Origin of the sequence: Pectinatus haikarae (genome assembly GCF_050916305.1) — a bacterium.
In the GTDB taxonomy this organism is placed as follows: Bacteria; Bacillota; Negativicutes; order Selenomonadales; family Selenomonadaceae; genus Pectinatus; species Pectinatus haikarae.
This window is the reverse complement of sequence record NZ_CP116940.1, coordinates 1,676,912-1,690,575: the sequence shown is the minus strand read 5'-3', so window position 1 is coordinate 1,690,575 and position 13,664 is coordinate 1,676,912. Positions and strand designations below refer to the sequence as shown.

The window sequence follows — 13,664 nt, the reverse complement described above, 5'->3', positions numbered from 1 at the left end:
TTGTCTTACTGATTTCTAATTTTTACAGCACAGACAGAACAGTTTGCGGTAAATACCGGAATAAGCTGGTGTAAAATCTTATTCCGGTTATTTTTTTACAGAAAAAAAGCATAAAATACCACCACAGGATATTTTATGCTTAAAACATATGCGAATTAAATATACAATCTTTTAGGAAACTTTAAATGCTCCAATCGAATTTTGCAGATCATCAGCCATTTTTGCTAAATGCTGGCTTGATGAGGCAATTTCTTCCACTGATGCCGACTGTTCCTCCGTAGCCGCAGAAATAGTCTGAGTCTGCTCGGAAGTTTTCCGGCTTTCATCATTAATTCCCTGCACAGTATTCACCACATGATGGGCACTGCCTGTTATTTCCTGGACTGCTGCTGATATTTCATGTATCTGCCCCGTCATTTCCCTTACCATCAGCAAGATTGCTTCAAAGCTTTTTCCGGCAGCCGATACCACTTTAGCACCTGATTCGACTTCTTTTTTACCGTCATCCATAAACTTAACTGCGTTATCAGTCTTTAACTGCACTTCATTTATAAGCTCTGTTATCTGTTTTGCCGCATCCTGCGACTGTTCAGCCAGCTTTCTGACTTCCTCTGCAACTACCGCAAATCCTTTACCTGCCTCTCCGGCTCTGGCAGCCTCTATTGCCGCATTTAATGCCAAAAGATTTGTCTGTCCCGAGATAGCAGAAATCACATCTACTATTTTGCCTATACGTTTCGATTTTTCCTCTAATTCACTGATCACTCCGGAAGTATCATTTGTTTTCTGTTCAATGACGCTCATCTGAGCAACTGCCTGCTTTATTGCCTCTTCACCGCCATTTGCGGCTGTCGCAGTTTTTTCAGAAGATAATGAAACTACCTCTGTATTTGAGGACACCTGTTGTATTGCAGTTGAAATCTGTTCTGCCACGGCGGTTGCATTATTGGCAAGATCCAACTGCTTTTCTGCTCCGTGGGCGACTTCGGCTACTGATCCGGCGACCTGATTAGAAGCCTGTGCCGATTGCTCAGCACTTGCTGTCAGTTCTTCCGATGAGGCCGCCAGCTGCTGCGCCGTATTCATAAGATGGCTGATCAGTGTTTTTATATTTTTATTCATTTCAGCTACGGCTCTTGATACATTGCCAAATTCACTTCTATCATTCAGGTTGTCTGCTGAAACGTTTATGGAAAAATCTCCTTTGGCTATTATTTCCAAATGTTCCACAACGTCCTTCAATCTTTTTTGAATGCGCCGCGTAATAAGCCACCCCAGCCAAACTCCCAAAATAACCGCAGCCGCGACAATCGCAAAAAACAATTTGCTGGCGAAAGCAAATTGTTTTTTGCTGTCTTCATTCATTGCAGCCGCATCTTCATTCATCTTATTAGAAGAATCTGTAAGTTCCTTGCTGAATCTTTCCATCAACGGTTTTCCCTGCTGTATATACAGCGCATATGCTTCTGCATCCTTATTTTGTACAGCCAAATCTAAAACTTTATTCCGCACCGCATGATATTCCGCAAAATCTGCCCTTACCTTATCAATTCTTGATTTTTGTTCACTTGTCAAATTCAAATCGGCAACTTTATCCAAATTATCACTGAAAATTTTTGTTCTTTCATCTATGTCTTTCATAAGCAGATCACTCGTCTGTTTATTATTGTCAAGCATAAGATTAAATGTATCTGCCTGTATAGCTCTGGAGTGATTTCTATTATCAATAAGTAAATTTGTTGCCTTCATCTTTTCATTATACATCTGTTCAAGAGCATCATCAGCCTTGCCCAGAAAATAGTAGCCTGTACCGCCAACAACTACAACAGCTGCCAATAGAACTATTACCAACAATGCCAATTTTTGTACAACTTTCAAGTTATCCAACCAAGCCATTCAATGCACATCCTTCAAATTTAAATAGTCTTTGCTATTACCTGACAGACAGATAATCAGATAAACCTAATAAGAGAACTTGAAACAAATCATACTCGTACTACTGCATGAATGCAGATATGCATTTTTCAGCTTGCCACAGCGTTATTCAGCTGCATATGTACATCGCACCTAAAATCATCGACTTCACTATACAACAATTCTATTGCGAAATAAATTCTCATATTTTTCAGTTATCTGACTATCATCTTCTCTCATACACGGTCAATTATAATTCTATAGACTTACTTTGTCAATACTATAGAATTAATAGTTTTCCAGGATTATATGCTATATTATTATTAATTATTACCATAGAATTATTTTAGGGTGGCTCAAAATGAACGTAGCTAAACGAATTACCGAATTACGCAAATTAAAAGGGTACAGCACCAACAAGCTTGCCATTACATCTGATCTGTCACAGGGATTTGTCCGGCAGATTGAATTGGGAAAAAAGCAGCCGACCGTTGATTCGCTGCGAAAAATATGCAATGGGTTGGGTATCAGTCTGCACGATTTTTTTTCCGATGAAACAGTGGCAATTCCGCTTGACATTGAATCTCTCATTAATGTCGCAAAAACTTTAACACCGGAGCAAAGACGCGCTCTGCAGTCATTTCTGGAATTAATGAAAAAATGACATGTTGGACGTTATATAACATTGCAGCGGGAACAAATCACTTTACGGCATTTCTTTTTGTTTATTTAGTTTTCTGCTCATCTATTATTAATTTATTTATTGACAAATATACTAAAAGCGCGGAAAAATCCGCGCTTTTAGTATATTGTGTCTTTGCTGTAATAATTTTTAGAAATTCATTTTTTATAGCCTGTTGAAAAATCAACTTCATTCATTAATTTATCATTTTTTAAAAATTTTTCCAGATTATCACCGGCAATTTTTACTATGTTGTCCAAAGTAGCGGGTAAATGATACTGACCTGCCGTATGCGGTGTAATATGAATATTTTTGATCTGCCACATAATATGATCTCTTGGCAGCGGTTCCGGATCTGTCACATCAACGGCAGCCCCCGCCAGTTGTCCGCACATAACGGCATCACACATATCATCTGTTATTACAGAAGTGCCTCTGCCTATATTAATGAAAAAAGTTCCTTTTTTCATCAAAGAAAATTTTTCCTTGCCGAGCAGATGATATGTGGCATCCGTCCCGGGCAGGCTGTTTACCACAATATCCGCTTTTTGCAGACATTCATCCAGATCATTCATAGTAAACAACTCATCAACATATTCTGGTTTCACTGACGGCCGCCGTTTGATGCCAACAACAAAAGCACCTAACGCTTTCACTTTTTTAGCGAAACTTCTGCCTATATCACCGAGCCCCAAAACAAGCACTGATGACCCGGCGACGGAAGCTACTTCTCCCTCATCCTGCCACAAATGATTTTTTTGATTATCATGATAAACATATAATTTCTTTTGCATTGCCAGCAATACAGCCAGCATATACTCTGATATGGCCAAACCATATGCACCTGTGGCATTGGTCAGCATTACGCCCTTTCGCAGCACACCGCTGCGACAATAGTTTTGTGCTCCGGCACTGTTCAGCTGAATCCATTTGAGAGCTGCTGCATTGTTCATTCTGTCTACAGGCGGATTGCCTATAATAATATCGGCCTGTGCCAACTGTCCGTCAGTAGGCTGGCGGGCATAAATAAAACTGCATTTTTTCCCTTTGCCTTCCAGATAGTTTCTGTGTCTTTCCTTCAATGACATCATAACCAGAACATGCATGATTTTCAACTCCTATTTTTCGGCTTGCTGGGCTTTTACCTGCTGAAGCTTAGGCCCCATAATCTTTTTATATGCTTCGACGCCGGGTTGGTTAAAGGCATCTACATCAGCCAATTCACCTTCATAGGAAATTGACATTGCCAGCATATACAACAGTTCACCCAAATAATACGCATTTAATTTCGGCAGACTAAAAAGTGCATTGAATCTATTATTAGATATAAGTGCATCGGCATTGGACTGACGAGCTACTTCCAGTGCCTGTCCCATTGTAACACCGGAAATATCAGCAAGTTTCTGCACAGTCGGGAATACGTTTGGCACGGCTAGATCATTTGCCCATTTTTCTATACGAATAAACTGAACAATTTTATTAAGCTTGCCTTCCTGATGCTGCTGTGTTTGAGAGTGCATGTCTCTTGTACCAAGTGCCACTATCGGTGTTCGTCCATAGCATACCTCTTTGCCTTCCTTATTGAACTGCTTGCCCAAAGACTCAGCCAGCAGCTGTATATACCACATGGAAACCGATTCAAGATAATCACCGTAAGGCATCATCACTTCCTCATCCCGTCCATATTTTTTAGCAGCAATGAATTTTAATGCTGCATTCAACATCGCCGGATTCTGCCATATATCGTTATTTTGACAGGCCTTGTCCATATTTCTTGCGCCTTCGAGGAATGCTTCGATATCAAAACCGACAACAGCTGCCAGCACAAGCCCGACTTCGCAGAAAATAGTAAAACGGCCCCCCACTCCATCCGGAACTGCAAAACTTTCCCATTTATTTTCCATCGCCATTTTTTTCAACAAAGTCGGTTTTTCTTCATTGGGATCAGTAACAGCAACAACTTCAACTTTAACGTTTTTATTTTTCTTTAAAGCATCGTAAATAACCATGAAATTGGACATGGTATCCAATGTACCACCGGATTTCGATATACATATGAGCATAACCTTATACTTACGCGAATTTTTTTTATCATGATGCACCGACATATCGGCTGCGTATTTTATATAATCGATCAGATCCTTTGTACTGCGCGGATCAATATTGTTGCCGCTGAAAAATACCTTAGGATACCCCTTTCTTTCTTCACGTGTTTTCAAATTCCAAAAGCTGCCGCACTGTACGTCAAACAATACCTTATTGCCTAAAAAAGAACCGCCTATGCCGAGCGAAACTACAGCATCCACACGATTTCTCGCTGATTCACCGAATTTTTTAAGACGGGCCACTGATTCCGGTGAATTTAAATTTCCTTTTTCAATATACGGCAGCTGACTAAACAATACTTTTTCCGGTGTGCCGTCCTTCGATAAATGGCCGCGTATCACACCTGTCCTGCGCATGACATCCATAGCCTCATGTGCTTTCTTTAATTCCGGCAGCAATGCGGACACATCTTCTTTTGTCACGCATCCGTCCCCCAGAAGATTTTCATAGTCAAATTCAAAACCGGATTCCAATTTCAAACTCATTTTCGTAACCCCTCTCATAAATAAATTCTGATATACCCTCTGCCTAACCTAAAGCGCACGGACAAAATATTTTTTAACCGGCGGCGTTTTACTGATACACCATTTATTTTAAACGGAATATTTTCCGTCAAAAATCACTTGCGGCAACCATCACCACGATCTGCCTTCAACCCATCATTCTTCTGATATACCTTTTTCTGCCTTTAAAAGCGGTCCCATTGTCCTGAGCATATATGCCATAAATCGGTCACGCAATTCAGGCCTTTTCAAAGCATACTCCACCGTAGCTTCTAAAAATCCCTCTTTATCACCGATATCGTAGCGTCTGCCTGAAAAATTCAGGGCAAATACTTTTTGTTTGCTGCTCAATTCGCATATCGCATCCGTAAGTTGTATTTCATTACCGCTGCCGGGTGTAGTATGTTCCAAAATATCAAAGATCTGCGGAACCAGTATATATCGTCCCAAGACGGCCAAATCAGAAGGAGCCTTTTCCAATATCGGCTTTTCAACGAGATTCTTCGCCAGCCATACATTATCCTTGACACGTATTGGATCAACTATCCCATAATTGCACACCTGTGAATGCGGAACCTTTTGCACTCCCAGAATGCTTCCGCCCAGATCATCATAAGCTTTTATAAGCTGGGCAAGACATGGCACTTCAGCATCTACAAGATCATCGCCGAGCAGAACAGCGAAGGGTTCATCACCGACAAACTGCTTGGCGCACAAGACTGCATGCCCCAAACCGCGGGCTTCCTTCTGTCGTATGAAATGCAGTGATATGCTCGATATTTCCTCGATGGTCTTGAGCATTTCATATTTACCCTTGGCTTTTAATTGCAATTCCAGTTCCAGTGAACGATCAAAATGATCCTCAATAGAACGCTTGTTCCGTCCTGTTATGACTAAAATTTCTTCTATCCCGGATGCGATAGCTTCTTCGATGATAAACTGAATAGCCGGTTTATCCACTATCGGCAGCATTTCCTTCGGCTGGGCCTTCGTTGCCGGCAGGAATCGTGTACCTAATCCTGCCGCTGGAATAATAGCTTTTCTGATCTTTTTCTGCATTGATTATTACCACCAATATAATATTTTGTACCGTATATTATCCTCTTATAACCAAAAGAAGTTCCTTTGTTTTTTCTGAAAGCAGTTTCTTATCGCCGCGTGACTCCACATTCAGCCTGATGACAGGTTCGGTATTGGAAATCCTTAAGTTAAACCGCCAATTATCGTAGGCAACACTAAAACCGTCGGTCCTGTCGATTTTTCCCTTACTGCCATAGATTTTTTCAATTTTCTCCATAACTGCTCCGGCATCTTTTACCGTACTGTTTATTTCGCCGCTTATCGGGTATTTTTCCATCCGCTCGGCCAGCATTTGAGAAAGAGGCTGCTCTGCCTTTGACATCAGTTCCGCCACCAAAAGCCATGTGATCATACCGCTGTCACAGAATGTAAATTCTCGAAAATAATTATGTGCTGACATCTCACCGCCGTATACGGCATTTTCCTTACGCATCATATCCTTGATAAAGGCATGCCCGCTTTTGCACATAACAGGGATACCGCCGGCTTCTTCCACTATCTCAATAGTATTCCATATAAGCCGCGGATCATAAATTATTTTTGCTCCTGCTTCTCTCTGCAGGAAGGCTTTGGCCAAAAACCCCACTATATAATAGCCTTCTATCATCGCACCTTTTTCATCGAAAATAAAACAGCGGTCAAAGTCTCCGTCCCAGGCAACCCCCAGGTCAGCTTTATTTTCACGCACCGCCTGAGCCGTAGTTTCGCGATTTTCCAGCAGTATCGGATTCGGTACTCCATTCGGAAAGCTGCCGTCCGGTTCATTATTTACTTTTATAAATTCAAACGGCAAATATTTTTCCATCACGTCAAGTATAGGCCCTGCCGCACCGTTTCCTGCATTTACCACTACCCTCAATGGTTTGAGTGCTTTTTTGTCGGCATAACCAATAATATGTTCAACGTAATCTGCCATTATATCCTTTTTTACAATGCTGCCCTTTTGATCCGATATACTTCCTAATTCACCAGCTATGACTCTGTCCTCTATTTCCTTCAGTCCGGTATCGGAGCTTATAGGCCGAGCCCCTTCACGCACAAGCTTCATTCCATTGTAATCCTTTGGATTATGGCTTGCCGTTATCATTATACCTCCGTCCAGTTTTAAAAAATACGTAGTAAAATAAATCATTTCCGTACCGCACTGACCTATATCCACCACGTCGCAGCCCATTTCATTCAGTCCTCGCACCAGTGCGTCTTTTATCTTCGGACCTGACAATCTGATGTCATGACCTACCGCTACTTTTTTGCTTTTCAGCGTGTCAGCAAATACTCTCCCAACACGATAAGCTAATTCCTCATTCACTTCCTCTGGATATTTCCCGCGGATATCATAAGCCTTGAAGGCTGTGCGCTTTAATTCCATAATTAATCATCCTTTCTCAAATTCCTGAACACTCATTGCAGGACAAATATTCGATATATTATATTTCGTTGCAAACACAAAAATCCCCTCTAAAAATAAGAGGCCGAAATACTTTTCCTGTCTTTTTATTAAACGTTTACCAAAAACAAAAAAAGCCACCAAACAGACCTTTTTTCAATTATCCCTCCTGTCCATACAGTAAATCTCAATCAAGCATGTATGCCTTGCGCAGACTGCGGCGTGTATAATAATACATAACAGCAAGCGGCAGACATGAACCGATCCATGCCAGCGGATTGGCAAGACATGCCCCTATATAGCCCCATGTATTAACCAAAGCAACAGCAGCCACGACACGCATCAATAATTCCATGACCCCGGCAATCGTTGGAACAACACTTTGCCCCAGCCCCTGCAGTGTGAACCGGTAAATAAAAAGCAACGACAAAATTATATAACTGATCCCATTTACTATCAAGTATAAATGACCGTATTCTATAACCTGTGTCTCCTCGCTGCCGACAAATTGTTCCAGCATAGCCGGTCCAAAATTGATCAAAATGAAGCCTATAAAAAGAGCGAAACCACCGGACATAAGAATACATTTATTTACGCCCTTATCTATACGGTCAAATTTTTTCGCGCCATGATTCTGCGCGGTATATGCCGCCATAGCCATACCAAAAGACATCATCGGCATCACCGCTATCATATCTATCTTTTGCGCGGCAGCATAGGCAGCTATCGCAAGCTCTCCCAAATCATTCAGAGAAATCTGCAGAATAATCGCTCCCACCGCTATGATCGAAGCCTGAAATCCCATAGGCAGCCCGATCCGCAAATGCTGCCAAATAAAGTGACAGGATAAATGCCAGTCATCTCTGCCCACTCTGAGTAAAGGCATTTTTTTCACAATATATGAAAAACAAAGCACTGCTGACATTATTTGACATATCACTGTCGCGGCTGCCGCGCCTGCTATACCCCATCCCATCACCGGTATAAATATCAGCTCCAGCAATATATTGGCGATCGTGCTGAACACAAGAAAATATAAGGGTGTTCTGCTGTCGCCTAATGCTCTGATAAAATTCATCATCATGTTGAAAACTATAGTTACCGCTATTCCTCCGTATATGATACTGATAAATGAATAGGCCATATCCAGAACTTCCGGCGGTGTCTGCATAAAAATAAGCATTGGTCTTGCCGTTATAATGCCTAAAGCTGTTAAAATAACGGCCATACCGACACTTATCGCTAAACAGGCAGCCGCACTTTTGCGCACTCCCTCCATATCGCCCGCGCCAAATCTCTGCCCCGTATAAATAGCAAGTCCATTTGTAAAACCGAGAACAAATCCAACCATCAAAAACATTAGTCCGCCCACACAGCCAACCGCGGCCAATGCACTTACACCCAAAAACCTTCCCACAATGAGCGTATCCACCAAAAGATACAGCTGCTGAAAAATATTGCCGGCAACAAGAGGTATCGCAAAAGTAAATATCAATCCCGCCGGACCGCCTTTAGTCAAATCTTTTGTCATTTAAATTCACCGATTATTCCTGATCTCAGTATTTCAGATATTTTGTCACCCAAAACCGCAAATTCTCCTGCAGCGCCATTTCCGTGTCCGCCAGAGCATCAGCTGAAGGTGCCAGTTTATTATAATGGAACACCTGATTTTTATTCTCCATGTAATCAGCTGGATAAGGTGTTATATGTACATCCTCCTGCTCAAAATTAAGTACGGCGCGTTTCATATGAAAAGCTGAAGTCACCAAAATAGGTTCATAAAGTTCATGCTCACGCAATATCTCAGCAGAAAACTGCGCGTTTTGTTTAGTATTCAGACTCTTATCCTCAACCAGTATCTTATTTTCCGCAACTCCCAAATCCATCAAAAGACGTTTTGCTATAACAGCTTCCTTTCCACTGTCTTCATATACCTGCCCGCCTGACACAAGGATGGGCACGCCCAGCCTGTGCTGCAGTCTTACCGCAGTGAGAAGGCGATTGGCGGGAATACTGCGCAGCTCTCCCGCTCCGCTTACATCAGGCGTATCCAGAGTCGCACCGCCGCCCAGCATTATAATGGCATCACCGGTCGGATAAACAGGCGGATTATATTCGTTCTCCAAAGCACTTACCATTTTCTGCGCCACCCATCCAGTCGATGTCAGGTACAGTAAAAAAGCTATCACAAAAATTTTTATTGCTGTCCTTCTTTTATATGTCTTCCAGCATCCTCTTGCCAGTAATATCAGCAATATAACAAAAATTCCCGGCGGCAGTATAAAACTGGCACCGAACTTCAGCAAATAAATCATTGGATATATTCCCCCAAAAGGATATTTCACATCAATATAGAAATATTACTTAAGTACATATTAACATATAATAATCAAATTTAGCAAAAGAGGCGTTTCAACATGTTGATAAAAAAACAGGAAATTATTCGTGCAGAAAAAAAAGCCGGCGGCAAGGGACACATTCTGATAGAAAATTTAATAACTCCTGCCGAAATGAAGGACAAATGCCAGATGTTCGCAAAAGTCACTCTGGAACCGGGCTGCTCTCTCGGCTATCACCAGCATAAAGGAAACAACGAAACTTATCATATAATAGCCGGTTCCGGTCTGTATAATGATAATGGAACGCAGATAACAGTCGAAGAAGGCGACACAACATTCTGTCCCGAAGGTGAATACCATGGCATAGAAAATACCGCCGGCAAAGATCTTGTTTTCATTGCCCTGATCATAAACGAATAAAAAAACCCTTAATCCTTTTCACATACTTACCTATATTGATTATAATAAGGACGTATTTTTTATCACCATCTGATAAAAAATACGTCCTTGCAATGTTCTAAGGATATTCGCTCCGTAATATTCCTGTCTTTTATAATTGCTGCAGATTTCAAACAAAATATTATAAATATATTCCATTTCCATATATTTTTCCTTATCGATCATATCAGTCTCAGTGCTTTTCTCAAAATAACTTCATGTCGGAGTGCAAACTATGCAAAATAAAGCATTAAAAAATTTGAAAAAACTTCTTCCTCCTTTTCCCGGTATTCAGGGAAAAGAGGAATATATAAATGCTGCTGTGCTTGCCCTGCTTATGTCCGTAAATGATGAATACCATTTTCTATTGCAGAAAAGAAGCCCTGCCATTTCACAGGGGGGAGAAATATGCTTTCCCGGGGGCAAATTTGATCCGCGAAAGGATACTTCCCTGCGGCACACTGCCCTGCGTGAAACACACGAAGAGCTCGGCATTCCTGCTGAAAAGATCTCTATTCTCGGTCAGCTTGATACGCTTGTCGTCCCATTGGGCAAAACTATTGATACATTTGTGGGAACAACTGATTTTGCTTTTACTGATCTAACCCCCAGCTTTTCAGAGGTTGATCATGCCTTCACGATTCCCATATCCTTTTTTCAAGAACATCCGCCAAAGGTTTACAGTGTATTAGTCAAAAATCATCCGTCCTATATCAATGACAAAAATGAAACGGTAAATCTGCTCCCGGTAAAAGAATTAGGACTTCCTGCACACTACCAAAAACCATGGGGCAGCTTCCGCCAGCGTGTCTTCGTTTACGAAACAAATGAAGGCATCATCTGGGGCCTGACCGCACGAATCCTTCACGATATCTGTGTCAAGCTCTTTCCAGATAGTGTCAATTGACGGAATTAATACCAGCTTTAAAAAAAAAGTTTGCTATCTGCACATCAAAAAGGTATGCTGTATCATTTGAATGCAGCATACCTTTTGATTTTTCACGCAATGTTTATCATCCCCACAGGTAACTGGTCATAGACAGCGCGCCCAATGTGCAGCCTTCATTAAATACTGTCAGCTTGTCCTCGTTTGCAGAAGCGCCTATGGCATAAAGCAGCGGGTAAAAATGATCCGGAGAAAAAAACGCAAGTCGTGCGCTTTCGCCCGCCTGTTTATAATCCAGAACAGCCTTATACTCCTTGGCAGCGATTTTTTGTTTAATAAAGCTGTCAAAAATTTTGGCCCAGCTATGCCCTCCCGGCATTTCCCAATCCACAAGTGCCAAATTATGCACCACATTACCGCTGGCAAATATCAGTACACCATCGTCACGCAAAGAAGCCAGCTCTTTGCCTATCTGCATATGCTGCTCAGGTGAAGCATTCTTATCAACACTCAGCTGATACACCGGAATATCAGCTTTAGGATACATTCTATGCAAAACAGACCATGTTCCATGATCTATGCCCCATGTGTTATCTTCAGCAACCGCGGCAGATATTATTCCGCCGGTATGCCGCGCAAGCTCCGGCGCACCCTTCACCGGGTACCTGACTTCGTACAGTTCTTTTGGAAAACCATACATGTCATAAATAGTCTTTGGCTCAGCCGCCGTAGATATTCTGGTTCCGTCAGTATACCAATGTGCTGATATGGATAAAATAGCTTTAGGCTCAGGTATAAGCTCCGGCAAGGAATGCCACCTTAAAGAAAACTCATTATCCTCAATAGCATTCATTGGTGATCCATGTCCGACAAACAGGACCGGCATTTTTCCCATTTTTTCACACCTTTCATTGTGTCAATTACTATTTCTATTCCAATATTTCTGCAGCAGATTATCCAGCGCATATATATGACTTCCCGATAATATAAGAGCAATCGCGACAGCCATATACATCACATCCAATTCGTACCCGCCTATAAATCCTGCTTCCAGCTTTACTGTAAGTATAGCACCAATCATCAATGCAGTAACAGCCAATCCTGCTAATCTTGTCAGCAGACCAAGAATCAGAAGAATTCCACCGCCGGTTTCAACAGCAGCCGCAAAATAGGGCAGGAAACCCGGCAGCCCTGCTGATGCAAAATATTGTATGATACTGTCAAAATTTGTTATTTTTTGAATGCCATGCACTAAGAAGGTGATCCCCAAAACAATTCTTAATAAAAATAAACTTGCTTCATAATATCTGTATGTCATTTTAAAAACTCCCTTTTAATATTATTTCAATTTGTATTCTGCAAAAATATAACACCGTCAAAATTAAACATCAAATCTTTTTTAGTTCATTTTTCTGCCCCAGCTGCCTTTCTAAAATCATTTACTGCCACTCACACTCTCGCAAAAGCTTCATATTCTGCTGCATTTACATCTCCCCTTTTGTATGTTAATTATTATTTAAATGTTTGTTATAAAATATTTCTTAATAACTTTATGTAAGCATAATACAATATGTACTTACTTTTGTCAAGTAGATATGCTATTATATATCTATAAAAGGAGATGAAACATTATGATTAAGTTTTCATTGTGCCCGCGTTATGAACTTGCCTTTGAATTGTTGGGCAAAAAATGGACGGGGCTCATTATAAGATGTCTGCTTGACGGACCCAAACGTTTTTCTGATTTGACCGATATAATCCCGCATATAAGCGCCAAGGTACTTGCCGATAGAATGAAGGAACTGGAACATCAGGGTATCATTATCCGCAGTGTCTATCCTGAAATCCCCGTAAAAATTGAATACAGTCTCACAGAAAAGGGAAGGGATCTGGAAAAAGCACTTGAGCAAGTACAGCAGTGGGCCGAAAAATGGATAATTATCAAACAGAAAAAATCTGAATAATCTCATGGATAAATATCTTGCTTTTAAAGCCAAAATCGCTTTCCCAAAACCTCTGTTATTGTGATTCATTATATAACAATAGCAGAGGTTTTTTCATTCAGTGCATATTTTTGTCAGGCTTGCATGTTCGCTTTATCTAGGTAAGAATGCTGTCTGCCGCCATCTTGACACTAACTGCAAAAACCTTTAAAATATTCACTATGTGATATAGTATGTTAGACCAATATGGCAAGGATTATTCTGTGTCGTAAGTGGTAGAATAAATTGCCGGAGAAACTGTTGAATTGTGGATAAATAAAATTTTAAGTCCAGACGTGTCTCTCAAATACGCCTGCATATAGAAATTATATACCTGTGGTGTGTCT

13 protein-coding genes are annotated in these 13,664 nt (G+C 41.1%); 4 read left to right on the top strand and 9 right to left on the bottom strand.

Annotation, left to right across the window (positions count from 1 at the left end; genetic code table 11):
• Positions 1-171: 171 nt before the first annotated feature.
• On the bottom strand, positions 172-1,896 hold the full coding sequence (locus NXG61_RS08275; protein ID WP_196603771.1) for a methyl-accepting chemotaxis protein: 1,725 nt from the start codon (positions 1,894-1,896) through the stop codon (positions 172-174).
• Positions 1,897-2,275: 379 nt separating this feature from the next.
• On the opposite strand from NXG61_RS08275, the gene NXG61_RS08270 reads away from it, so the two are divergent.
• Positions 2,276-2,578, top strand: a complete 303-nt coding sequence (locus NXG61_RS08270) for a helix-turn-helix domain-containing protein (RefSeq protein ID WP_196603770.1) — start codon at positions 2,276-2,278, stop codon at positions 2,576-2,578.
• A 176-nt stretch (positions 2,579-2,754) separates the two neighbouring features.
• On the opposite strand, the gene NXG61_RS08265 is transcribed toward NXG61_RS08270, so the two are convergent.
• The 6 genes from NXG61_RS08265 to NXG61_RS08240 all read right to left on the bottom strand — a co-directional run bounded on the left by NXG61_RS08265 (position 2,755) and on the right by NXG61_RS08240 (position 9,987).
• Positions 2,755-3,702 carry a D-2-hydroxyacid dehydrogenase gene (locus NXG61_RS08265; RefSeq protein WP_196603769.1) on the bottom strand — a complete coding sequence of 316 codons (948 nt, stop codon included), beginning with the start codon at positions 3,700-3,702 and terminating at the stop codon, positions 2,755-2,757.
• Between the two features lie 12 nt (positions 3,703-3,714).
• Positions 3,715-5,187 (bottom strand): glucose-6-phosphate isomerase, encoded by a 1,473-nt coding sequence (locus NXG61_RS08260; RefSeq protein ID WP_307222430.1) that lies wholly within the window; start codon positions 5,185-5,187, stop codon positions 3,715-3,717.
• Between the two features lie 174 nt (positions 5,188-5,361).
• Positions 5,362-6,264, bottom strand: a complete 903-nt coding sequence (gene galU / locus NXG61_RS08255) for a UTP--glucose-1-phosphate uridylyltransferase GalU (RefSeq protein WP_196603767.1) — start codon at positions 6,262-6,264, stop codon at positions 5,362-5,364.
• 37 nt (positions 6,265-6,301) lie between these two features.
• The gene (locus NXG61_RS08250) at positions 6,302-7,654 is read right to left on the bottom strand and encodes a phosphomannomutase (protein WP_307222433.1); all 1,353 of its coding nucleotides are present in this window, start codon (positions 7,652-7,654) and stop codon (positions 6,302-6,304) included.
• Positions 7,655-7,859: 205 nt separating this feature from the next.
• Positions 7,860-9,203: an MATE family efflux transporter gene (locus NXG61_RS08245; protein ID WP_196603764.1), complete on the bottom strand. Its 1,344-nt coding sequence runs from the start codon at positions 9,201-9,203 to the stop codon at positions 7,860-7,862.
• Between the two features lie 25 nt (positions 9,204-9,228).
• Complete coding sequence (locus NXG61_RS08240; RefSeq protein ID WP_196603763.1) at positions 9,229-9,987, bottom strand: YdcF family protein; 759 nt, start codon at positions 9,985-9,987, stop codon at positions 9,229-9,231.
• A 102-nt stretch (positions 9,988-10,089) separates the two neighbouring features.
• Here NXG61_RS08240 and NXG61_RS08235 point away from each other — a divergent pair, with 102 nt between their 5' ends.
• Entirely contained in the window at positions 10,090-10,431 is a 342-nt protein-coding gene (locus NXG61_RS08235) for a cupin domain-containing protein (protein WP_196603762.1), read from the top strand.
• A 253-nt stretch (positions 10,432-10,684) separates the two neighbouring features.
• Entirely contained in the window at positions 10,685-11,356 is a 672-nt protein-coding gene (locus NXG61_RS08230) for an NUDIX hydrolase (RefSeq protein WP_196603761.1), read from the top strand.
• A 106-nt stretch (positions 11,357-11,462) separates the two neighbouring features.
• Here NXG61_RS08230 and ygiD read toward each other — a convergent pair whose 3' ends face one another.
• Together ygiD and NXG61_RS08220 are read right to left on the bottom strand one after the other, a co-directional pair.
• Positions 11,463-12,230, bottom strand: a complete 768-nt coding sequence (gene ygiD, locus NXG61_RS08225) for a 4,5-DOPA dioxygenase extradiol (protein ID WP_307222435.1) — start codon at positions 12,228-12,230, stop codon at positions 11,463-11,465.
• Between the two features lie 21 nt (positions 12,231-12,251).
• On the bottom strand, positions 12,252-12,653 hold the full coding sequence (locus NXG61_RS08220) for a DoxX family protein (protein WP_196603759.1): 402 nt from the start codon (positions 12,651-12,653) through the stop codon (positions 12,252-12,254).
• Between the two features lie 313 nt (positions 12,654-12,966).
• Between NXG61_RS08220 and NXG61_RS08215 the strand changes: the two genes are divergently transcribed.
• On the top strand, positions 12,967-13,299 hold the full coding sequence (locus tag NXG61_RS08215; RefSeq protein WP_231038473.1) for a winged helix-turn-helix transcriptional regulator: 333 nt from the start codon (positions 12,967-12,969) through the stop codon (positions 13,297-13,299).
• Positions 13,300-13,664: the final 365 nt, after the last annotated feature.